This is a genomic window from Streptomyces sp. DSM 41931, from assembly GCF_050271085.1.
Lineage (GTDB): Bacteria > Actinomycetota > Actinomycetes > Streptomycetales > Streptomycetaceae > Streptomyces > Streptomyces albogriseolus.
Genome location: NZ_CP189902.1, coordinates 2858884 through 2878405, shown reverse-complemented (window position 1 = coordinate 2878405; position 19522 = coordinate 2858884). Strand labels below are relative to the sequence as shown.

Sequence of the window (19522 nt, the reverse complement as noted above, 5' to 3'; positions counted from 1 at the left end):
GCGCGCGCCGCGTGAAGAGGGCGTGAAGGCACGTAACGGGCGCATCACAGGCCGGTCCTCCCTTGGGAACAGGGGAGGACGCGGCCCGGTGGCGTGTCGGTGCCGGGTGATAGAAAGAGCCGTCCGGTAAGTGACCGACGACGACTCTGGGTCATCACGTACCTCAGGGCGTGGCTAAAAATCAGTGAGCAAGGGGGAACGCGCTGATGACTCAGCCGCCCAACCAGCCGCCTCAGGGCGGCTTCGGACCTCCGCAGGACCCGCCGCCGGGCGGTGGTTTCGGGCCGCCGCAGACCCCTCCGCCCCCGCAGGGTCAGCCGTCCGGCGCCCCGCAGCCCGGGTACGGCTACCCGCAGCAGCCTCCGCAGCAGCCCGGCCCCTACGCCTCCGGGCCGTACCAGCAGCCCGGCCCGTACGGCCAGCCGCAGCAGCCCGGCCCGTACGGCCAGCAGGGGTACGGCTATCCGCAGCAGCCCGGGTTCCCCGGCGCGCCCGGCACCCCGCCCGGCGGCGGCTCCCGCAACCCCTTCAAGGGCAAGCCGCTGCTGATCGCCGCCGCCGCGGTGGCGGTCGCGCTGATCGTCGGGGGCACGGTATGGGCCGTCTCAGGCGACGACGACAAGAAGGAGCCGGTCGCCCAGCAGACCGACGACCCCAAGCCGGGCAAGTCCGGCGGCGCCCCGGTCAACCCCGGTGACGGCAGCGGCGACGGCGGCGAGGAGACGGAGGACCTCAACGAGGGCCGCCAGGCGGGCGAGTCCAAGGTGCTCTGGTACAAGGAGGCGCCCGACGCCCCCGGTTCCGGCGCCGACGCCCCCGGCCAGTGGATCACCGGCAAGACCGCGGTCAAGGCGGCCTACAAGGACCTCTACGGGTACGACGTCACCGACGGCAAGCCCGCCTGGGACACCATCAGCTTCCCCCACAAGATCTGCGCGGTCACGCCGGAGAAGACGGCCGACGACAAGATCGTCGTCGCGTCCATGAGCGGCAGCAGCGACAGCGCCGAGTGCAACCAGCTCCAGCTCGTCGACCTCGTCACCGGCGAGAAGGGCTGGACGCAGGAGGTCGCCGACGGCGAGCTGTTCGACAGCGTGCTCTCCATCGAGATGTCCCTCGCCGGCAACACGCTGATGGTGGGCCGCTCGCAGTCCGGCACGGCGTACGACGTGCGCACCGGCAAGAAGCTGTTCGACTCCAAGCGGTACGGCGACGCCCCCTGCTTCCCCGCCGCGTTCGCGGGCGGCGAGCGGCTGATCCAGGTCGCGTCCTGCGGCGCCGGCGGCGCCAACGCGCACGACGAGGTCCGCGAGCTCGACCCCGCCACCGGCAAGGTCAAGTGGACCTACCAGTACGCCAAGGGCTGGCGGGTCGAGCGCACCTTCTCCGTCGACCCGCTGGTCGTCTACGCCACCAAGGAGGAGGAGGGCAGCGACAAGAAGTCGTGGAACATCGCCGCCTTCACCGCCGCGGGCAAGCTGCGCTCCCAGGTCGCCGTCGACGAGAAGTTCGACCCCGGCTGCGGCTGGGCCATCCTCGCCCGCGACCTCCAGGGCTGCGAGGGCGTCGTCGTCGAGGGCGACACCCTCTACCTGCCGACGGCCGCCACCACCGGGGCCAACGAACTCGTCGCCATCAGCCTCGCCAACGGCAAGGAGCTGTGGCGCGAGTCCTCCCCCGTGGAGGAGTCGATGGTCCCGATGAAGGTGGAGGGCGGCAAGCTCATCGCGTACGTCGAGCCCTCCTACGACGCCGGCGGCCGCATCGTCGCCCTGCCCGTCGGCGGCGCGAGCCACAAGCCGGCCACGCTGATGCAGAACCCGCAGGCGGTCGCCGACATCGAGAACGGCTTCTTCAGCAAGGCGATCGACTGGGTCGACGGCCGTTTCTACCTGTCGACCACCCGGCTGAACGGCAACGACGACGCGAAGGAGAAGTTGATGCTCGCCTACGGCGAATGAGGCCGTGAGCGCCGCTCTCCTCACTTTCCCGCCGCCCGCCGTCCCCCTTCCCTCGAGGTACCCACGCCATGACCCAGCCGCCTCCGCCGCCCAACCAGCCCCCGCAGCAGCCGGGGTTCGGGCCGCCGCAGGAACCGTCTCAGCCGCAGCAGCCGGCGCCCTCGGCTCCCGCCACGCCTCCCACCCCGCCCGCGCAGCAGCCGCCCGCCGGGCCTGATCTGAGCAAGGCGCCGCAGCCGGGGTACGGCTACCCGCAGGCGCCGGGCACGCCGCCGCCCGCCGCGCCGCCGACGCCCCCGCAGGGCCCCGGCTACGGCTACCCGCAGCAGCCGCCCGCCGGATACGGCTACCCGGCCCAGCAGCCCGGCCCGTACGGCCAGCCCGGTCCCTACGGTCAGCCGCAGCAGCCGGGACCGTACGGTCAGCAGCCCCCGTACGGCTACGCGCAGCCGACCGTGCCGATGCAGGCGCAGGCCGGACAGCAGGGCGGCGGGCGGAAGATCAACGCCCAGGTTGCCATCATCGTGTCGGCCGTCGTCGCGATCGCGCTGATCGTCGGCGGCGGCGTCTGGTACGCGAACTCGTCCGGCAAGGACGACGACAAGCAGACCACCGCCGAGGGTGGCGACACCAAGGGCGGGAAGGGCGACGGCAAGGAGGGCGGCGGCTCCGGCGACGGAGGCGCCACCACCGGCGAGGCCAAGGAGAAGGCGCCGGCCTCCACCGGGTCCAAGGTGCTGTTCCAGGTGCCCTCGCCCAAGGTGCCCAAGGGCACCACGAGCATCCCCATCTCCGGTTCCTGGCTGACCGACTCCGTCTACGCCAAGAGCGGGCTGTCGGAGATCACCGGCTACGACCGCGGGACCGGCACCAAGAAGTGGACGCTGGACCTCCCCGGTCCGGTGTGCACGGCGACCCCGCACCTCACCGAGGACAACAAGACGGCGATCGTCCACAAGCCGGCCATGCCGACCGCGCAGGACCCCAAGAGCTGCACCGAGGTCGCGGTGATCGACCTGGAGGCCGGCACCAAGGTGTGGTCGAAGACCGCCAAGTCCGGCACCATGCCGATCAGCTTCAACAACGTGACGCTCAGCGGCGGCACCGTCGCGGCCGGCTCCACCAGCGGCGGCGCCGCCTGGGACGTCGCCACCGGTGACGAGCGGTGGGCGCCGAAGACGTCCGACTCCTGCTACGACGCCGGGTACGGCGGCGGCCCCAAGCTGGTCGCGGTCCGCAAGTGCGGTTCGTACGACCAGCGCCAGCTGCACATACAGACCGTCGACCCCACGTCGGGCGACGTCCTCGCCGAGTACAAGATGGACGAGGGCATCGAGTACGCGGCCGTCGTCTCCACCGACCCGCTCGTGGTGGCCGCCGACGTCGGCGACAGCGCCGGTGACGGCAGCGGCATCTCCGACTTCTTCTCCATCGACAGCAAGACCGGCAAGCTGCGCGCCCGCCTCTCCGCGCCGGGCGACGAGTTCGCCGCCCGCTGCGACGGCATCTACAAGGTGGAGAACTGCTCGGGCGTCACGGTCGGCAACGACCGGCTGTACATCGCCACCGAGGAGCACGACAGCGGCGGCGAGTCGTACAGCCAGACCAACGAGGTCGTGGCGTTCGACCTGGCCACCGGCAAGCAGACCGGCCAGCGCGCCGACGCCGGCGAGAACTACGAGATCTACCCGCTGCGCATGGACGGCCCCAACGTCATCGCGTACAAGCGGCCGCCGTACGACAAGGGCGGGCAGATCGTCAGCATCGACGGCGAGTCCTTCAAGGAGACGCTCCTGATGGAGAACCCGTCGACGGAGGCGGTGCGTGACGTGGAGTCGCGGATGTCGCCGGAGTACTCGGAGATCCAGTACGGGCAGGGCGGTCTGTACATGTCCTCCGTGTACGCGAGTGACTTCACGACGCGTGAGAAGGAGTACTCGGTGATCGCGTTCGGCACGGAGTGATCATGGAATGAGCATGGAGTGATCGTTCGCGGTTGCTTCGCCGACGGCCCCGTCCCAGCTCAGGGACGGGGCCGTTCGCGTACCGCTCATCACGCGCTCTTCGCCATCGAACACGAGAATTTCGGCGTTCCGGGGCGATTCTCGCCGGTAGGGGGAGCGCGACGTCGAACAAGCGTGTAGCTTCCGGGGGCATCCGGGGGCGTGTTGTCTGGGGGGATGGTTGTCCGATGGGAGTGCGGCTGATGGTGGTCGACGACCACCGACTGCTCGCCGAGGCGCTGGCCTCGGCGCTGAAGCTGCGAGGGCACAGGGTGCTGGCCGCGGCGGCGCCCGCGGCGGGGGCCGCGGACCTGGTGATCAGCAGGGCGCCGGAGGTCTGTCTGCTGGGGACGGCGGCGCCGGCGGAGGCCGGGACGTTCGATCCGGTGGTGAAGATCAAGCGGGAGCGGCCGCAGGTGGCGGTCGTGGTGCTGGGGCCGGTGCCGTCGCCGCGGGGGATCGCGGCGGCGTTCGCGGCGGGGGCGTCGGGGTACGTGCGGCACGACGAGCGGATCGAGGGCGTCGAGCGGGCGATGCTGAAGGCGCGGGCGGGGGAGGCGGCGGTGGCGCCGGCGCTGTTGCAGGGGGCGTTCGGGGAGCTGCTGAACCCCGCGGCCCAGCCGGACGACGAGGGGGCGCGGTTGTTGTCGATGCTGACGCCCCGGGAGGTCGAGGTGCTGGTGCGGGTCGCGGAGGGGGAGGACACGCGGCTGATCGCGGCGGGGATGGGGATCGCGCCGTCGACGGCGCGGACGCATGTGCAGAGGGTGCTGATGAAGCTGGGGGTGGGGTCGAGGCTGGAAGCGGCGGCGCTGGCCGCGCGTACGGGCCTGCTGGACCGGGCGTCGACGCGGCCGTGACGCCTGCGGCGCATCGTCCTGTCCGGTGAGGGCTTGGGTCGGGCTGCGCCGCCCCCCCGGCCCGCACCCACGCCCGTGGCTCACATGCACACGGGGTGTGCAACCCCCGTAGGCGAGGGTGCACACCCCGTGTGGGAAACGCCCATGCGTCAGGAACTGGACGCGTCCTCGTCCTCAGGGACCGCCGGTGGTGGCGGGGTCGGGCGGAGCCAGAGCCACAGGAGGAACAGGAGCCCGAGGATCAGCATCCCCAGCCCCGTCCACAGGTTGATGTTGACCCCCTCCGCCTTCTCGATGTCGGCATCGGACGCGGTAAACCCGGCGATCATCACGATCACCCCGTACAACACGAACAACCCACCGATGATCCGCCGGATGTCGAACAACCGCGCGGCCGTCGCGGACTTGGTCTCCAGCTCGGTGATCTCCTTCTGGAGATCTTCCTCGGAGTAGTGATCGGACATGCTCTCTCAATCCTCCCGCGGTCAGAACGAGAACGGGATGTAGCAGGCGGCAGCCAGAATCACCGCGCCCCAGCCCAGCAGCGCCGGCTTGCGGTACCACGCGTCGTCGCCCTCCGCGGGCGGCTCCGCCATGCCGGGCGAGCGGGTGCCGTACACCAGCCCCTGCAGCTCGGCCTGCGGCTTCGGCGCCGTGAACAGCGACACCGCGACCATGACGACCGCGCCCGCGACGAAGCCCGCGATCGCGGAGACGAAGTTGGCGCCCTGGTCGGTGGGGATGTCGATGATGCCCTGCTTGTAGATCCAGAAGTAGTTCACCATCGCCGCGGTGGTGCCCGCGATCAGGCCCCAGAAGCCGGACTTCATCGACGCCCGCTTCCAGAACATGCCGATGATGAAGACGACGAACATCGGCACGTTGAAGAAGGAGAACAGCGTCTGGAGGTAGGCCATGATGTTGGAGAACGAGCTGGCCAGGAACGCCGTGCCGATGGACGCGAGCACGCCGATCGCGGTGATCAGGCGGCCGAAGCGGACGTAGTAGGAGTCCTCGCGGTCCTTCACCACGTACTTCGCCCAGATGTCGGCGGTGAAGACGGTGTTGAAGGAGGAGACGTTCGCCGCCATGCCCGCCATGAACGCGGCCAGCAGACCGGTCACGGCGATGCCCAGCACACCGTTGGGCAGCAGCTGCTGCATCAGGTACGGGATGGCGTCGTTGTACTGCAGGTCCGAGCCGTTGGTGCCGATCTTGGGGACCAGTACGGCGGCGACCAGGCCAGGGATCATCACCAGGAAGACGATGAAGATCTTCGGGAACGCGGCGATCAGCGGGGTGCGCTGGGCCGCCGAGAGGTTCTTCGCGGACAGCGCGCGCTGCACCTCGGCGAAGTTGGTCGTCCAGTAGCCGAAGGAGAGGACGAAGCCGAGGCCGAGGACGATGGTCAGCCAGTTGGCGCCGAGGGGGTTGTCGCTGCCGATGCCGGTGCCGCCCCAGGCCGTCACGAAGTCGTCGCCGCGGGACGCGGTGAGCTTGTCGGTCAGGCCGCCCCAGCCGCCGACGCTCCGCAGGCCGAGCACGGTGATCGGGATGAGCGCGGCGAGGATGACGAAGAACTGCAGGACCTCGTTGTAGATCGCCGAGGACAGGCCGCCGAGGGTGATGTAGGCGAGGACGAAGAAGCCGGCGACGACGATGGCCACCCACTGCGGCCAGCCGAGGAGGGCCTCGACGACGATCGCGAGGGCGTAGAGGTTGACGCCCGCGATGAGGATGGCGGCCGCGGCGAACAGGACCGAGCTGAGCAGGTGCGCCGCCTTGTCGAAGCGCAGCAGCAGGAACTCGGGGACCGAGCGGACCTTGGAGCCGTAGTAGAACGGCATCATCACGAGGCCCAGGAACACCATCGCGGGGATGGCGCCGATCCAGTACCAGTGTGTGGTGTAGACGCCGTACTGGGCGCTGTTCGCGGCCATGCCGAGGATCTCGGTGGCGCCGAGGTTGGCCGCGATGAACGCGAGCCCGGTCACCCAGGCGGGCAGGGAGCGGCCGGACAGGAAGAAGTCCAGGCTCGTCCTGACCGACCGGCGGGCGGCGAAGCCGATGCCCAGCACGACGACGAAGTAGATCCCGAGGATCGTGTAGTCCAGCCAGTTGGTGGGGAGCCGAAGCTCCGCGGCCAGGTATGTGGGGGTATGCATACGCACTCGCTTCGTTCGCGAACTGATCCGACGCGGAATCTACGCCTCCGTGTTCAATAGCTGAACACGTTCGTACACGTTCTTTGTTTGATTGTGATGAGCGACGTTGGCTGATGGGTTGTGATGTGTTATGTTCGATTGTGTTGAGTAACGGGCGGGTGCGGAGGAGTGCCACAGTGAAGAAGACCTCGACCCGGCTGGCCGACGGACGCGAGCTCGTCTACTACGACCTCGCCGACGACACCGTGCGCGACGCGGTCGACCGCCGCCCGCTGGACGCCACCGTGACCACGTCCGAGATCCGCCGCGACGAACTCCTGGGCGACTCCGTCGCCATCGCCTCGCACCGGCAGGGCCGCACGTATCACCCGCCGGCCGACGAGTGCCCGCTGTGCCCGTCGCGGGACGGCCGGCTGAGCGAGATCCCCGACTCGTCGTACGACGTGGTGGTCTTCGAGAACCGCTTCCCCTCGCTCGCCGGGGACTCCGGCCGCTGCGAGGTCGTCTGCTTCACCTCCGACCACGACGCCTCCTTCGCCTCGCTGGGGGAACGGCAGGCGCGGCTGGTGCTGGACGCCTGGACGGACCGCACGTCCGAGCTGTCGCATCTGCCCTCCGTTGAACAGGTGTTCTGCTTCGAGAACCGGGGCGCCGAGATCGGGGTCACCCTTCAGCACCCGCACGGGCAGATCTACGCCTACCCCTTCACCACCCCCCGCACCGCCCTGATGCTGCGCCAGGTGGCGGCGCACAAGGAGGCGACGGGCGGGGAGAACCTGTTCGACGCCGTGGTCGAGCGGGAACGCGCCGGCGAGCGGGTCGTCCTGGAGGGTGAACACTGGGTGGCGTTCGTGCCCTACGCGGCGCACTGGCCGTACGAGGTCCATCTGTACCCCAAGCGCAGGGTGCCCGACCTGCTGGGACTCGACGAGGCGGCGCGCACGGAGTTCCCCCGGGTGTACCTGGAACTGTTGCGCCGCTTCGACCGGATCTTCGGGGAGAACGAACCGCCGACGCCGTACATCGCCGCCTGGCACCAGGCGCCGTTCGGGCAGCTCGCGGAGTTCGACGGCGTCACGCGCGACGACTTCGCGCTGCATCTGGAGCTTTTCACCATCCGCCGTACGTCCGGCAAGCTGAAGTTCCTCGCGGGCTCCGAGTCCGGCATGAACGTGTTCATCAACGACGTGCCGCCGGAGCGCGCGGCCGAGCGACTGCGGGAGGTAGCGAGTTCATGAGCGGGAAGTACCTGGTCACCGGGGGCGCGGGATACGTAGGCAGCGTCGTCGCCCAGCATCTGGTCGAGGCCGGTCACGAGGTCGTCGTGCTCGACAACCTCTCCACCGGCTTCCGTGAGGGCGTCCCCGAGGGCGCCGCCTTCGTCGAGGGCGACATCCGCGACGCCGCCAAGTGGCTGGACTCCTCGTACGACGGCGTGCTGCACTTCGCCGCCTTCTCCCAGGTCGGCGAGTCCGTGCGGAAGCCGGAGAAGTACTGGGACAACAACGTCGGCGGCACCATGGCGCTGCTCGGCGCGATGCGCGAGGCCGGCGTGCGCCGGCTGGTGTTCTCCTCCACGGCCGCCACGTACGGCGAGCCCGAGCAGGTCCCGATCCCGGAGACCGCCCCCACCCGCCCCACCAGCCCCTACGGCGCCTCCAAGCTCGCCGTCGACCACATGATCACCGGTGAGGCGCAGGCCCACGGGCTCGGCGCGGTCTCCCTGCGCTACTTCAACGTGGCCGGCGCCTACGGGACGTACGGCGAGCGCCACGACCCCGAGTCGCACCTCATCCCCCTGGTGCTCCAGGTCGCCCAGGGCCGGCGCGAGGCGATCTCCGTCTACGGCGACGACTACCCGACGCCCGACGGCACCTGCGTCCGCGACTACATCCACGTCGCCGACCTGGCCGAGGCCCATCTGCTCGCGCTGAAGGCGGCCACGCCCGGCGAGCACCTGGTGTGCAACCTCGGCAACGGCAACGGCTTCTCGGTCCGCGAGGTGATCGAGACCGTCCGCAAGGTCACCGGGCATCCGATCCCCGAAGTCGTCGCGGAGCGCCGGGACGGCGACCCCGCCGTCCTGGTCGCGTCCGCCGCCGCGGCCCGCGAGAAGCTCGGCTGGAACCCGTCACGCGCGGACCTCGAGGGGATCGTCGCGGACGCGTGGGAGTTCGCGCAGCAGCGCGGCAGCCAGAAGACGACGAAGGGTCAGGGATCCAGGGCATGAGCGAGTCCAGCGCGGCCGCCGCGGAAGCCGTCGCCGAACGGTTCGAGGAGCTGTACGGGAGTACGCCCGACGGAGTGTGGGCGGCACCCGGCCGGGTCAACCTCATCGGCGAGCACACCGACTACAACGACGGCTTCGTCATGCCGTTCGCCCTGCCGCACACCGCCGTCGCGGCGGTCTCCCGGCGCGACGACGGCGTGCTGCGCCTGCACTCCGCCGACATCGGCGGCCCCGTCGTGGAGCTCACGGTGGACGGCCTCGCCCCCGAGTCCGACAAGCGCTGGACCGCCTACCCGGCGGGCGTGGTGTGGGCGCTGCGCGAGGCCGGCCACGCGGTCACCGGCGCGGACGTCCACCTCGCGTCCACCGTCCCGGCGGGCGCCGGCCTGTCCTCCTCGGCCGCCCTGGAGGTCGTCGTCGCCCTCGCGCTGAACGACCTCTTCGGCCTCGGCCTGCGCGGCTGGCAGCTCGCCCGCCTGTCCCAGCGCGCGGAGAACGTCTACGTCGGCGCGCCCGTCGGCATCATGGACCAGACGGCGTCCGCCTGCTGCGAGGCGGGGCACGCCCTGTTCCTCGACACCCGCGACCTGTCCCAGCGTCAGATCCCCTTCGACCTGGCCGCCGAGGGCATGCGCCTGCTCGTCGTCGACACCCAGGTCAAGCACAGCCACAGCGAGGGCGAGTACGGCAAGCGCCGCGAGGGCTGCGAGAAGGGCGCGGCCCTGCTCGGCGTCGACGCCCTGCGGGACGTCCCCCACGAGGACCTGGACGCGGCGCTGGCCCGTCTCGGCGACGACGAGGAGGTCCGCCGCCTGGTCCGCCACGTGGTGACCGAGGACCACCGCGTCGAACAGGTCGTCTCCCTTCTGGAGTCGGGCGACACCCGTGCCATCGGCCCCCTGCTGATCGAGGGCCACGCCTCCCTGCGCGACGACTTCCGCGTCTCCTGCCCCGAACTCGACCTGGTCGTCGACACGGCGGTCACCGCAGGCGCGCTCGGCGCCCGCATGACGGGCGGCGGCTTCGGCGGCTCGGCGATCGTCCTGACGGAGGAGGCGGACGTCCCGGCCGTCACGAAGGCGGTCGAGGAGGCCTTCGCGGCGGCGGGCTTCACAACGCCCCGCGTCTTCGAGGCGGTGCCTTCGGCGGGGGCGCGGCGGGTGCGGTAGCCGCTGCGCTCGCTCGGGGATGCCCCGCCGCGGCCGTCGCCGGGCGGGGCATTCATCCGGAGGGTCCTGGCCGCTCAGGTGAGTCGCTTGGTCAACGTGTACTCCGTGACGCCCGGAGGGTAGTCGGGGATCACGCAGACCACCTCGTACCCCTGCTTCCTGTAGAAGTCCGGGGCCTGGAAGTCCCAGGTCTCCACGCGGCTGTGCGTGCAGGCGCGCTCCGTGGCGGCGAGGCGTTCCGCCTCGGCCAGGAGCGTGGAGCCGAGGCCCATGCCGCGGTGGGCGGCGTCGGCCCACAGGTAGGTCACGTGCAGCCAGGTCGTCCAGGTGTGGCCGACCAGGCCGCCCGCGAGATCGCCGTTCGCGTCCAACGCCCACACGTGCAAAGGGGATTCCCGCTCGGCGGGGGTTCCGCGCAGTGCGCGCAGAACCGGGGAGGCCGCCGTGTTGGTGTCCCGGAGCCGCTTGTGGAGCAGATCGCGTCGGGCCTTGTCGACTTCTGTCTCAAGACGAAACATGCGGCACACCATAAACGCGCAAGGCCGCAAGTTCTGCAAATCAGCTTCCGCTCCGGGCCCCCGCCCGTACTCTGATGAACAGCGCCGGTGGGGGCCGGCGAGCGTTCAGGGGCGAGACGGTGTCCGTCCCGCGTCCGGCGAGGGAAAGCCACGGGGGGTCCCGGTGCCGTGTCCGTGCCGGTGTCGTCCACCGGCGACGGGGTAGTCCCCTGCTCTGGGAAGAGCGTGGGGAAGGGGGTTACGTGGTTCGCATTCGAGTCCTGGTCGTGGACGACCACCGCATCTTCGCCGAGTCGCTGGCCGCGGCACTGGCCGCGGAGCCGGACGTCGACGTGTCCGCGGCGGGCAGCGGTCCGGCGGCGCTGCGGTGCCTGGAGCGGGCGGCCGCCGAGGGGCGGCGGTTCGACGTGCTGCTCGTCGACGCAGACCTGGGCGTCCCGGCGCCGGACGGACGCCCGGCCGTGCCCGTGCAGGCCGTCGACGAGGACGGCGCCGTGGACGGCATCTCCCTGGTGGGCGGCGTGCGCGCGGCGCAGCAGCAGGTGCGGGTGGTCGTGCTCGCCGAGAAGGACGACCCGGCCCGCGCCGCCCTCGCCCTGCAGGCGGGCGCCTCCGGCTGGGTCGCCAAGGACTGCTCGCTGAGCCGGCTGCTCACCGTCATCCGCGGCGTGCTGCGCGACGAGACCCATCTGCCGCCCGCGCTGCTGACCGGCGTCCTGCGGGAGTTGACCGCCGCCCGGCGCCATCGCACGGAGAGCGAGCGCCTGGTGGAGTCGCTGACCCCGCGCGAGCGGGAGGTGCTGCGCTGCATGGTCGCGGGTCTGGGGCGCAAAGCCGTCGCCGAGCGCCTGTACCTGTCCCCGCACACCGTGCGCACCCACATGCAGAACGTCCTCGGCAAGCTGGGCGTGCACTCCACGCTGGCCGCGGTCGCCCTGGCCCGGCGGGCCGGGGTGGGACCGGTGGACCTATCCGGGGATGTTGTCGAACGGGGCGGTCAACTGGCGTAGCAGCCCGGCCAGTTCCACCCGCTGGGCGCGGGTGAGCTCGCCGAGGATCGCCCGCTCCTGGGCGAGCAGACCGGCCAGCGCCTGGTCCGCGCGGTCCTTGCCCTCGTCGGTCAGCCGCACCAGCACACCGCGCCGGTCACTGGGGTCCGGCAGCCGCTCCACCAGGCCCTTCTTGGTGAGCCGGTCGATACGGTTGGTCATCGTGCCCGAGGTGACGAGCGTCTGCGTGAGGAGCTGGCCGGGGGAGAGCTGGTACGGGGTGCCGGCGCGGCGCAGCGCCGTCAGCACGTCGAACTCCCAGGACTCCAGGCCGTGCTCGGTGAAGGCGAGGCGGCGTGCCCGGTCCAGGTGCCGGGCCAGTCTGCTGACCCGGCTGAGCACCTCGAGCGGTTCCACGTCGAGGTCCGGGCGCTCCCGGCGCCACGCTGCGACCAGCCGATCGACCTCGTCCTCCATAAGGATCAGTGTAGTGGTTGTGTCGATGTGAAGTCTCTTGATGTCAAGTATCTTGACGTCGAGATGGTTGTGGGGGCACGCTGACGTCGTGCCGATCCGTGATCCGGGAGGTCCCGTGTCCGCAGCATCCGCCCGTCCCGTCTGGGATCCCGTCCAGTACCTGCGTCACGCCGGGCACCGCACCCGGCCCTTCACCGACCTGCTCGCCCGCGTCCCCGGGCTCCCCGGCGACCCGCCCCGCATCGCCGACCTCGGCTGCGGCGCCGGCAACGTCACCGCCCTCCTCGCCGAACGGTGGCCCGCCGCCCGCATCACCGGCTACGACAACTCCCCGGAGATGCTCGACAAGGCCCGCGCCGACCACGAAGGCCCCACCGGCGGAGGCGGCCGGCTCGACTTCGCCCACGCCGACGCCGGCACCTGGGCGCCCGGGGAGCCGTACGACCTGATCGCCAGCAACGCCACCCTGCAGTGGGTGCCCGGGCACGTGGAGCGGTTCGGGACGTGGATCGACGGGCTCGCGCCCGGCGGCGTCCTCGCCTTCCAGGTGCCCGGCAACTTCGACGCCCCCAGCCACACCCTGATGCGCGACCTCGCCGCCTCCCCGCGGTGGCGGGAGCGCCTTTCCGGGGTGCTGCGCCACGAGGACGCCGTCCTGCCGCCCGAGGAGTACCTGGACCGCCTGGCCGCCCTCGGCTGCACGGTGGACGCCTGGGAGACCACGTACGTCCATCTGCTGACGGGGGAGGACCCCGTGCTCGACTGGGTGAAGGGCACCGGGCTGCGGCCCGTCCTCACCGCCCTCGACGACGACCCCGCGGCGCGGGAGGAGTTCCTCACCGAGTACCGCGCCGCCCTCCGCGCGGCCTACCCGGCCACCGCGCACGGCACCCCGTTCCGCTTCCGCCGCGTGTTCGCCGTCGCCGTGAAGGAGGGCTGAAAAGCGATGCTGACCGCCGTCGACCATGTGCAGCTCGCCGCACCACCCGGATCGGAGGATCTGCTGCCAGGCTGGCCGCCCACGGCGCCCCGGTCACCTGGGACGATCTGCTCCCCGGGGCACCGCCGCTTCTTCAGCGAGGACCCCGTCGGCAACCGCCTGGAGTTCCTGGAGCCCGGCCCCGCCTAGGACTTGCGGTGGCCTATCAGCCGCGGCTTCGGCTCCAGGCCGTCCAGGCCGTGCCAGGCCAGGTTCACCAGGTGGGCCGCCACCTCCGCCTTCTTCGGCTTGCGCACGTCCAGCCACCACTGGCCGGTCAGCGCCACCATCCCGACCAGCGCCTGCGCGTACAGCGGGGCCAGCTTCGGGTCGAAGCCGCGGCTCTTGAACTCGCGGCCCAGGATGTCCTCCACCTGGGTGGCGATGTCCGAGATCAGCGAGGCGAAGGTCCCCGTCGACTGGGGGATGGGGGAGTCACGGACCAGGATGCGGAACCCGTCCGTGTACTCCTCGATGTAGTCCAGCAGCGCGAACGCGGCCTGCTCGCACAGCTCACGCGGATGGCCGGCCGTCAGCGAGCTGGTCACCATGTCCAGCAGCCGCCGCATCTCCCGGTCCACCACGACCGCGTACAGCCCCTCCTTGCCGCCGAAGTGTTCGTACACCACGGGTTTGGAGACCCCGGCCTTCGCCGCGATCTCCTCCACCGACGTGCCCTCGAACCCCTTCGCCGCGAAGAGGGTGCGGCCGATCTCCAGCAGCTGCTGGCGGCGCTCGGCACCGGTCATCCGGGTGCGGCGCGCACGCCGCGGCTTGTCATTGCTGGGAGTGCTGGAGTCGGTCGCCACAGCGACCATCATGCCGCCTCTGCGGGTTCCTTCCCGCTCCGGGCGGAGGCATCCGCGGTGACACGGCGCGAATCGATACGCGAGCGTGACGGCCACCGCACGTCGTACGCCCAGCCCAGCTGCTCGAACCAGCGGATCAGCCGGGCCGAGGAGTCCACCTGCCAGCGCTCCACACCGTGGCGCGCGGACGTCGGGTCGGCGTGGTGCAGGTTGTGCCAGGACTCACCGCACGACAGCACCGCCAGCCACCACACGTTGCCCGAACGGTCCCGCGACTTGAACGGACGCTTGCCCACCGCGTGGCAGATCGAGTTGATCGACCACGTCACATGGTGCAGCAGAGCCACCCGGACGAGTGACCCCCAGAAGAAGCCGGTGAACGCACCCCACCAGGACATGGTCACCAGACCGCCGATCAGCGCGGGCAGCGCCAGCGACAGCACCGTCCACAGCACGAACAGACGGGAGATCCGCCGCATCGCCGGGTCCTTGATCAGATCCGGCGCGTACTTGTCCTGCGGCGTCTGCTCCTCGTCGAACATCCACCCGATGTGCGCCCACCACAGGCCCTTGATCAGCGCCGGAACGGTCTCCCCGTACCTCCACGGCGAGTGCGGGTCGCCCTCCGCGTCGGAGAACTTGTGATGCTTGCGGTGGTCGGCCACCCAGCGCACCAGCGGTCCCTCGACCGCCATCGAACCGGCGACGGCCAGCGCGATCTTCAGCGGCCGCTTCGCCTTGAACGAGCCGTGCGTGAAGTGACGGTGGAAGCCGATGGTGATGCCGTGGCATCCCAGGAAGTAGAAGAACACCAGCAGGCCGAGGTCCAGCCAGCTCACCCCCCATCCCCACGCCAGCGGCACGGCCGCCAGCAGCGCGAGGAAGGGGACGACGATGAAGAGCAGCAGCGTGATCTGCTCGATGGACCGCTTCCGCTCCCCGCCCAGCGTGGCGGAGGGCGCGGTGTCGTCGGACCGGGACTGCTTCTGGGCTTCGTCGAGCACGTCGGAGCTTGAGGTCATGCGTTCCCCTGTGGGGTATGTGGACTGAGGGAAGGTGCCGGGCCGCCGGAACCGCATCGCTTTCCTACGGTCCCGTAACCTACGGCATCGTAAGTATGGCAGTGCGTCGCCCCGCGGCAAGAGCCCGCGGGCCAGCGCGTCCGGCTCGACACCTATCCTTGGAAGTCGGTCGGACAGCGCGGTCCGCTCTGATTTCTTCCCGGACGTCCGGCCCGCAAGCGGCTCATGCCGCGCGAGACGCTCGTTCGGGTTCCCTCCCAGATGAGCTTCAACACTGCAAGGAGCCGCACCTGTGAGCAGTGCCGACGACCAGACCACCACGACGAGCGCCGAACTGCGTGCCGACATCCGCCGACTGGGCGACCTCCTCGGCGAGACCCTGGTACGGCAGGAGGGCCCGGAACTCCTCGAACTCGTCGAGAAGGTCCGCCGCCTCACCCGCGAGGACGGCGAGGCCGCCGCCGAGCTGCTGCGCGGCACCGAGCTGGAGACGGCCGCCAAGCTGGTGCGCGCCTTCTCCACCTACTTCCACCTGGCCAACGTCACCGAACAGGTGCACCGCGGACGCGAACTCGCCGCCCGCCGCGCCGCCGAGGGCGGCCTGCTCTCCCGCACGGCCGACCGGCTCAAGGACGCCGACCCCGAGCACCTGCGCCAGACCGTGCGCCACCTCAACGTGCGGCCCGTCTTCACCGCCCACCCCACCGAGGCCGCCCGCCGCTCCGTCCTCAACAAGCTCCGCCGCATCGCCGCCCTCCTGGAAACCCCGGTCCTCGCCTCCGACCGGCGCCGCCTCGACACCCGCCTGGCGGAGAACATCGACCTCGTCTGGCAGACGGACGAACTGCGCGTGGTGCGCCCCGAGCCCGCCGACGAGGCCCGCAACGCCATCTACTACCTCGACGAGCTGCACGCCGGCGCCGTCGGCGACGTCCTGGAGGACCTCACCGCCGAACTCGAGCGCGTCGGCGTCCACCTGCCCGACGACACCCGCCCCCTCACCTTCGGCACCTGGATCGGCGGCGACCGCGACGGCAACCCCAACGTCACCCCCCAGGTCACCTGGGACGTCCTGATCCTCCAGCACGAGCACGGCATCAACGACGCCCTGGAGATGATCGACGAGCTGCGCGGCTTCCTCTCCAACTCCATCCGCTACACCGGAGCCACCGAGGAACTGCTCGCCTCCCTCCAGTCCGACCTCGAGGCGCTCCCCGAGATCAGCCCCCGCTACAAGCGCCTCAACGCCGAGGAGCCCTACCGGCTCAAGGCCACCTGCATCCGGCAGAAGCTGGAGAACACCAAGCTCCGCCTCGCCAAGGGCACCCCGCACGAGCCCGGCCGCGACTACCTCGGCACCAGCGAGCTCATCGCCGACCTGCGGATCATCCAGGCCTCCCTGCGCGAGCACCGCGGCGGCCTCTTCGCCGACGGACGCCTCGCCCGCACCATCCGCACCCTCGCCGCCTTCGGCCTCCAGCTCGCCACCATGGACGTCCGCGAGCACGCCGACGCCCACCACCACGCCCTCGGCCAGCTGTTCGACCGGCTCGGCGAGGAATCCTGGCGCTACGCCGACATGCCCCGCGAGTACCGCGCCAAGCTCCTCGCCAAGGAACTGCGCTCCCGCCGGCCCCTCGCGCCCACCCCGGCGCCCGTCGACGAGGCCGGCGAGAAGACCCTCGGCGTCTTCCGGACCGTCAAGCGCGCCCTGGAGGTCTTCGGACCCGAGGTCGTCGAGTCGTACATCATCTCCATGTGCCGGGGCGCCGACGACGTGTTCGCCGCCGCCCTCCTCGCCCGCGAGGCCGGCCTGATCGACCTGCACGCCGGCTGGGCGAAGATCGGCATCGTGCCGCTGCTGGAGACGACGGACGAGCTCAAGGCCGCCGACACGATCCTGGAGGACATGCTCGCCGACCCCTCCTACCGGCGCCTCGTCGCCCTGCGCGGCGACGTCCAGGAGGTCATGCTCGGCTACTCCGACTCCTCCAAGTTCGGCGGCATCACCACCAGCCAGTGGGAGATCCACCGCGCCCAGCGCCGGCTGCGCGACGTCGCCCACCGCTACGGCGTCCGGCTGCGCCTCTTCCACGGCCGCGGCGGCACCGTCGGCCGCGGCGGCGGCCCCACCCACGACGCGATCCTCGCCCAGCCCTGGGGCACCCTCGAGGGCGAGATCAAGGTCACCGAGCAGGGCGAGGTCATCTCCGACAAGTACCTCATCCCGTCCCTCGCCCGCGAGAACCTCGAACTGACCGTCGCCGCCACCCTCCAGGCGTCCGCCCTGCACACCGCGCCCCGCCAGTCCGTCGAGGCCCTCGCCCGCTGGGACGCCGCCATGGACGTCGTCTCCGACGCCGCCCACGCCGCGTACCGGTCCTTCGTCGAGGACCCCGACCTGCCGACGTACTTCCTCGCCTCCACGCCGGTCGACCAGCTCGCCGAGCTGCACCTGGGCTCGCGGCCCTCCCGCCGCCCCGGCTCCGGCGTCTCCCTCGACGGTCTGCGCGCCATCCCGTGGGTGTTCGGCTGGACCCAGTCCCGGCAGATCGTCCCCGGCTGGTTCGGCGTCGGCTCCGGCCTCAAGGCGCTGCGCGAGGCCGGCCTGACTGCGACGTTGGGAGGAGAGGGCGTGCTCGACGAGATGTACGAGCAGTGGCACTTCTTCCGCAACTTCATCTCCAACGTGGAGATGACCCTCGCCAAGACGGACCTGCGGATCGCCCAGCACTACGTCGACACCCTCGTCCCGGACGAGCTCAAGCACGTCTTCGACACCATCAAGGCGGAGCACGAACTGACCGTCACCGAGGTGCTGCGCGTCACCGGCGAGCGGGAACTGCTGGACGCCGACCCCGTCCTCAAGCAGACCTTCACCATCCGCGACGCCTACCTGGACCCGATCTCCTACCTCCAGGTGGCCCTGCTCAAGCGCCAGCGCGACGCGGCCGCCGCCGGCGACCAGCCCGACCCGCTGCTCTCCCGCGCCCTGCTGCTCACCGTCAACGGTGTCGCGGCGGGCCTGCGCAACACCGGCTGACGACCGGAACGCGACAAAGGGGCGGTGCCCTCCAGGTCCCACGGACCCGAGGGCACCGCCCCCTTCACGTCCGGACGCGTCTACAGCGCCACGAACGCCGCCGTCAGCAGTCCCGCGCCCGCCAGCGCCATCACCCACGCCGCGCGCGTCCGCAGCAGGCCGCCCGCCACCACCACCGACGCCAGCAGCAGCGCGCCCCCGAGCGGCACCCACGCGTACAGCACCCCGGCAGGACCGGAGCGCACCGCCTCCGCGCCGTCCGGCTTCAGCACCACCGTGTAGGTGCGGCCCTTCTCCACGGCCACCGTGTCGTCGAGGACCACCTTGGCGCGCGGCTGCGACCCCGGCGACAGCGGCCGGTACGGGCCCTCGCAGGCGTCCTCGGCGCACCGCGTCACCTCGACCGTGCCGCGCTCGCGGCCCTTGGCCAGCATCACGTGCTGCGCCGTCCCCCACGACGCCCACACACCGGCGATCAGGATCAGCACGGCGACCGCGCCCATCGCCGCGAACCGGCCGAGGCGCAGCGCGGAGGAACCGCGCGAGGAACGGACAGCGGAAGGCATGGCCGCGATCTTTGGCCATGACCTCGCGCCCGGTCAACTCCGGAGGGAGACACCAGGCGACATGTCCCCCGAAGTCACCCTCAGCCGCACCTCACGCGTTGTAGGCGCTCTGCGCCCGCTCCAGACCCTCCGTCACCAGACACTCCACCGCGTCCGCCGCCCGGTCCACGAAGTAGTCCAGCTCCTTGCGCTCCGCCGACGAGAAGTCCTTCAGCACGAAGTCCGCCACCGGCATCCGCCCCGGAGGCCGCCCGATCCCGAACCGCACCCGGTGGTAGTCACGCCCGAACGCGCCCGTCAGCGACTTCAGACCGTTGTGCCCGTTGTCCCCGCCGCCCAGCTTCAGCCGCAGCGCCCCGTAGTCGATGTCCAGCTCGTCGTGGACCGCCACCACCCGCTGCGGCGGCACCTTGTAGAACTCCCGCAGCGCGTTCACCGGCCCGCCCGACAGATTCATGTACGACATCGGCTTCACCAGCACCACCCGCCGGCTGCCCGGTCCCGGAGGCCCGATCCGCCCCTCCACGACCTGCGCCTGCGCCTTGGCCGCCCGCTTGAACCGGCCGCCCGTCCGCTCCGCCAGCAGATCCGCGACCATGAACCCCACGTTGTGCCGGTTCATCGCGTACCCCGGTCCCGGATTGCCCAGCCCGGCGATCAGCCAGGGGCCCGCCGCGTCCTCCGTCACGCCCACGCTTCCTCCTGCATACGCGTCGGCCGCCGCCCCGCAC

The 19522-nt window shown here is 71.1% G+C and carries 17 protein-coding genes and 1 pseudogene; 10 read left to right on the top strand and 8 right to left on the bottom strand.

The features are described from left to right. The first annotated feature begins 206 nt into the window (after positions 1 to 206). The 3 genes from ACP7TJ_RS13185 (at position 207) to ACP7TJ_RS13175 (ending at position 4824) form a co-directional block, all read left to right on the top strand. Entirely contained in the window at positions 207 to 1961 is a 1755-nt protein-coding gene (locus tag ACP7TJ_RS13185) for a PQQ-binding-like beta-propeller repeat protein (protein ID WP_167743342.1), read from the top strand. 68 nt (positions 1962 to 2029) lie between these two features. After that, positions 2030 to 3925 carry a PQQ-binding-like beta-propeller repeat protein gene (locus ACP7TJ_RS13180; RefSeq protein ID WP_093765645.1) on the top strand — a complete coding sequence of 632 codons (1896 nt, stop codon included), beginning with the start codon at positions 2030 to 2032 and terminating at the stop codon, positions 3923 to 3925. A gap of 227 nt (positions 3926 to 4152) precedes the next feature. Further along, positions 4153 to 4824 (top strand): helix-turn-helix transcriptional regulator, encoded by a 672-nt coding sequence (locus ACP7TJ_RS13175; RefSeq protein WP_093765646.1) that lies wholly within the window; start codon positions 4153 to 4155, stop codon positions 4822 to 4824. A 149-nt stretch (positions 4825 to 4973) separates the two neighbouring features. Here the strand turns inward: ACP7TJ_RS13175 and ACP7TJ_RS13170 are convergent, their stop codons facing one another. Continuing rightward, positions 4974 to 5288, bottom strand: coding sequence for a hypothetical protein (locus ACP7TJ_RS13170; RefSeq protein ID WP_093765647.1), 315 nt, complete (start codon positions 5286 to 5288; stop codon positions 4974 to 4976). A gap of 21 nt (positions 5289 to 5309) precedes the next feature. Next, a complete protein-coding gene (locus ACP7TJ_RS13165) occupies positions 5310 to 6989 on the bottom strand; it encodes a sodium:solute symporter family protein (protein WP_189910850.1) in 1680 nt (559 codons plus the stop codon). A 176-nt stretch (positions 6990 to 7165) separates the two neighbouring features. Here ACP7TJ_RS13165 and galT point away from each other — a divergent pair, with 176 nt between their 5' ends. The 3 genes from galT to galK are packed head-to-tail and all read left to right on the top strand — an operon-like array spanning position 7166 to position 10388. After that, on the top strand, positions 7166 to 8227 hold the full coding sequence (gene galT / locus ACP7TJ_RS13160; protein ID WP_167743339.1) for a galactose-1-phosphate uridylyltransferase: 1062 nt from the start codon (positions 7166 to 7168) through the stop codon (positions 8225 to 8227). Beyond that, the gene (gene galE, locus ACP7TJ_RS13155; protein ID WP_093765650.1) at positions 8224 to 9219 is read left to right on the top strand and encodes a UDP-glucose 4-epimerase GalE; all 996 of its coding nucleotides are present in this window, start codon (positions 8224 to 8226) and stop codon (positions 9217 to 9219) included. The genes galT and galE overlap by 4 nt, the downstream gene beginning before the upstream one ends. Continuing rightward, complete coding sequence (gene galK / locus ACP7TJ_RS13150) at positions 9216 to 10388, top strand: galactokinase (RefSeq protein ID WP_189910847.1); 1173 nt, start codon at positions 9216 to 9218, stop codon at positions 10386 to 10388. The genes galE and galK overlap by 4 nt, the downstream gene beginning before the upstream one ends. Positions 10389 to 10462: 74 nt before the next feature. On the opposite strand, the gene ACP7TJ_RS13145 is transcribed toward galK, so the two are convergent. Further along, positions 10463 to 10918 carry a GNAT family N-acetyltransferase gene (locus ACP7TJ_RS13145; RefSeq protein WP_189910846.1) on the bottom strand — a complete coding sequence of 152 codons (456 nt, stop codon included), beginning with the start codon at positions 10916 to 10918 and terminating at the stop codon, positions 10463 to 10465. A 230-nt stretch (positions 10919 to 11148) separates the two neighbouring features. On the opposite strand from ACP7TJ_RS13145, the gene ACP7TJ_RS13140 reads away from it, so the two are divergent. Beyond that, positions 11149 to 11916, top strand: coding sequence for a LuxR C-terminal-related transcriptional regulator (locus ACP7TJ_RS13140; RefSeq protein ID WP_093765653.1), 768 nt, complete (start codon positions 11149 to 11151; stop codon positions 11914 to 11916). Here ACP7TJ_RS13140 and tamR read toward each other — a convergent pair. Beyond that, complete coding sequence (gene tamR / locus ACP7TJ_RS13135; protein ID WP_006135804.1) at positions 11875 to 12372, bottom strand: MarR family transcriptional regulator TamR; 498 nt, start codon at positions 12370 to 12372, stop codon at positions 11875 to 11877. The two genes, ACP7TJ_RS13140 and tamR, sit on opposite strands and share 42 nt — an antisense overlap. Positions 12373 to 12487: 115 nt before the next feature. Here tamR and ACP7TJ_RS13130 point away from each other — a divergent pair, with 115 nt between their 5' ends. Beyond that, positions 12488 to 13312 (top strand): trans-aconitate 2-methyltransferase, encoded by an 825-nt coding sequence (locus tag ACP7TJ_RS13130; RefSeq protein WP_427763241.1) that lies wholly within the window; start codon positions 12488 to 12490, stop codon positions 13310 to 13312. A 56-nt stretch (positions 13313 to 13368) separates the two neighbouring features. Beyond that, positions 13369 to 13501: pseudogene (locus ACP7TJ_RS13125) on the top strand (glyoxalase); the annotation flags it as partial. Here ACP7TJ_RS13125 and ACP7TJ_RS13120 read toward each other — a convergent pair. Both ACP7TJ_RS13120 and ACP7TJ_RS13115 read right to left on the bottom strand, forming a co-directional pair. Next, a complete protein-coding gene (locus ACP7TJ_RS13120) occupies positions 13498 to 14172 on the bottom strand; it encodes a TetR/AcrR family transcriptional regulator (protein WP_266397900.1) in 675 nt (224 codons plus the stop codon). The pseudogene ACP7TJ_RS13125 and the gene ACP7TJ_RS13120 sit on opposite strands and share 4 nt — an antisense overlap. Next, entirely contained in the window at positions 14169 to 15182 is a 1014-nt protein-coding gene (locus tag ACP7TJ_RS13115) for an acyl-CoA desaturase (RefSeq protein ID WP_266546764.1), read from the bottom strand. Before ACP7TJ_RS13115 ends, ACP7TJ_RS13120 begins: the two co-directional genes overlap by 4 nt. A gap of 292 nt (positions 15183 to 15474) precedes the next feature. On the opposite strand from ACP7TJ_RS13115, the gene ppc reads away from it, so the two are divergent. Next, complete coding sequence (gene ppc, locus ACP7TJ_RS13110) at positions 15475 to 18225, top strand: phosphoenolpyruvate carboxylase (protein WP_367471633.1); 2751 nt, start codon at positions 15475 to 15477, stop codon at positions 18223 to 18225. Between the two features lie 80 nt (positions 18226 to 18305). On the opposite strand, the gene ACP7TJ_RS13105 is transcribed toward ppc, so the two are convergent. Beyond that, positions 18306 to 18791, bottom strand: a complete 486-nt coding sequence (locus ACP7TJ_RS13105; protein ID WP_427763238.1) for a hypothetical protein — start codon at positions 18789 to 18791, stop codon at positions 18306 to 18308. A 91-nt stretch (positions 18792 to 18882) separates the two neighbouring features. Beyond that, complete coding sequence (pth, locus tag ACP7TJ_RS13100) at positions 18883 to 19485, bottom strand: aminoacyl-tRNA hydrolase (protein ID WP_093765658.1); 603 nt, start codon at positions 19483 to 19485, stop codon at positions 18883 to 18885. Positions 19486 to 19522: the final 37 nt, after the last annotated feature.